This is a genomic window from bacterium, assembly GCA_024228115.1.
Lineage (GTDB): Bacteria > Myxococcota_A > UBA9160 > UBA9160 > UBA6930.
Map to the genome: position 1 here is coordinate 1 of JAAETT010000125.1, position 2,791 is coordinate 2,791.

Here is a 2,791-nt window from a genome sequence, read left to right on the forward strand (position 1 = left end):
CCCCGGCCATGCCGCCAGTACCTGGGCCGCGCAAGACCAGTGCCAGCCGTGCCAGCCGAAGAGCCTGAAGCCTCAGAGGTCCCGGAGGATCTCTTGGCGCTTCTGTTGGTACTCCTCTTCCCTCACCAGGCCATCCCTTAAGAGAGATTCCAAGTGCTCCAACCGAATGCGCGTGTTATCTCGGCGGCTCGAGGTCGAATCGCCACTTGTTTCTCCGGTCTTCTGGACCTCTTCTTGGCGAGACTCCGCAGGCCATCTCTCCAAGGCAAAGAGCCAGATGACGACTAGATTTGCAAACGGAACGATCGCTAAAAAGCCCCACGGCTTGGCGAAGCCCGCTTTGTAAGCGATTCGAGACCAAAGCCAGACTGGGACCGCCAGGGTAGGCAGGACAATGAAGACGATGACCAACAACTCAGGAAACCAGAGCCTGAGCATCACTTCCCCTCGGCTGCCGCAGCCTTCCGCGAAGCACTGGGCCATTCGGCGAAAGCCAAGATGGCCGCTGCCAAGAAAGGGCCGAACGCAGGTATGAGTATCGTCAGCGACATAGGGCCACCCAATCCAGTGCGCGCGAAAATTCGCCACGCGGGCGGAAGCATCAGCATCACGTACAAGACGTAGAGAAGGTCGATGTTGCTCTGATCCATTGTCCCTCCGGCGTCTAGTCCATCTACTGCTTCGTCTCTGCGGACCCATCCTACCTCGCCTCGGCACTCAAGCCGATTCAAAGCAGGCTCCTGCCTGACCGTCGCATCGCCCATCGTCATGGCCACAGGCACAGCCGGAAATGATCAAGGAGACCGGCTCCCCGCTCCGTCCGATACCTTCGACTCTCCCACCTCGGGCCGCGTAGCCCAGGCCGCGAGCACCTGGGCCGCGTAGTTCCAGCGCCAACGTTGTTCGCCGGCGTCGATGCGGAAATCCAGGGCGTTGGCACTGGGAAGGGGGTGGACTCTCGGTACGCGGACTGGGGGGACTGCTGGGGGGAGTCGCGTCGAAAGTCCCCTCAAAACGGGCCACAAGAGGCCAGGCGAGGCCAACGGACTCCACCCACAAGTCCGCGGAATTGCTCCAACTAGCTGCGACTCTTGAAGAATCTGGGCGGGTCCCAGGCGTTTCCCAAGCCGAGGGTCGCGGGTTCGAGTCCCGTCTCGCGCTCCAGGAATCGTGAGGTCGACAGGGGATTGGCCTGTCGGGCCTTTGCCTTTGCGTCGCTGGCGTTCCAGGTGTTCCTGGTTCGCTCCAGGTTGCCTGGGTAACGCGGGCCGCTGGTTCCATCTACCCGGTCATGCTTTCTCCCGCTCGTGTCGCGGAGGGGCGCCGCGATCAGGCGCCCCCGGATATGACGCAAGGTCTGCGCCAGGGGCGGGCAGGGCGCCGGATTGCTGAATCGGCGCGATCTCTACCGGACCGATCTGGAAGAGGAAGATCCTACCGTCTCCCGGAACCTCAAGGTTCACGGGCCCTGCGGTACGCCGGCGGCTCGGAGTCCGCAGAAAGGTGGCCAAGACCGAGTTGTGAGAACGCACAGCCGGTCGATGCACCCCAAGCGGGTCAGCAGCCCTTCATGTACTTCGGTCGCATGATGAGGTGACCCCTCGCGTCAACGAGGTCGGCGCGTGAATAGCGGGTGGGCTCGTCTGCGATGAGTGGTGGCGGATCCCCTTCCCGACACCACAGGTCGGCAGGTTGCTCCGCTCTGAGCAGAAGCGCGTCTGGCTCCACTGCTACCACGTAGAACCCTTTGCCCTGGATCTCGACGATGTCCTGGGGCTGCACGTAGATGATGGACGGACGAGAGGTCTCACTTCCGCGGCGGAGCCAGACCGGGGCATCCCAAGGATCGGGCGGAAGCTGAAACCAATCTCCATCCTGTTCGACGATCGTCTGATGGAAGTAGGGTCCGTAGCCCCAGTCTTGCAGAAAGACGTCCGGCACGAAGGAGACGGCGGTTCCCGACTTCGCCGCACGGAATTGGACGGTGAGGCCGCGCCCGGGGGTGGCCTGAACGAGTAGGTCACCGAGGTGAGGTGACGTCTCGTTGGGCTCGGCGTGCAGGGCGTACACGTCCACGGCTGGAGCCAGCATCTCCGCGCGGCAGGCGCCGAGGTCGGCTGCGTCTGCACATAATTCGCCGATGCGGTTCTCGTTCTCGAGCCAACCATGCCGCTCCGAGCCGTGGAGGCCTACCCAGCCTCGAAACCCCTCTTGGGCATGAATCGCTGGAGCAGCAAGAAGCATGAGATGGGCGAGAACGAGCGTTGCGTTCCCAGCGCGTGTCATTCTCCTGTCCCCATCCCGCCTCCCAGGGAGCGCTGTCCAACGTCATGAGCGCCCGGCCGCGGTACGCGTTGTTTGTGCCCTGGGCGGGTGACGCGACGATATCCGGGTTGGTGGAGTCGTGCCCCTTCGCGTGTAGGATTTCGCTACGCCGCGGCCCACCCATTCCGCCACTTGGAGCCACGGCGTCGCTGGGCTCGCATGACGTTTTGCAATTCGTATTGCCTCATGAGCGTCGGAATCCCGGTACAGTCGCGTGCTTCGTCCCGATCGGGGTCGGCATCGACGCCACGGAACCTTCGGAAAGGTGGGCACGGGCCCAGGCCCGCGTCAGGCTGCGAGAGAGACGTCGTCCGACTGCCACCTCCTGCAACTCGCTGCAACGCCCTGCGACATGTCACCGGGAACGCGAGTTACGAAAAGCCTATTGGTTTCAGGACCTTGCCTGATTCCGAGACCTGGCTTCCCAAGCCGAGGGTCGCGGGTTCGAGTCCCGTCTCGCGCTCCA

Annotated in this window: 1 protein-coding gene; it reads right to left on the bottom strand. The window is 63.2% G+C overall.

All coding sequences use genetic code 11. The annotated features are described in order from the left end of the window. Positions 1 to 1,557: 1,557 nt before the first annotated feature. Positions 1,558 to 2,286, bottom strand: a complete 729-nt coding sequence (locus GY937_06055) for a hypothetical protein (protein MCP5056277.1) — start codon at positions 2,284 to 2,286, stop codon at positions 1,558 to 1,560. Between the last annotated feature and the right edge of the window lie 505 nt (positions 2,287 to 2,791).

Coding starts and splice junctions, on each gene's coding strand:
- GY937_06055 (MCP5056277.1), bottom strand. CDS start 2,286: ATGACACGCGCTGGGAACGCAACGCTCGTTCTCGCCCATCTCATGCTT.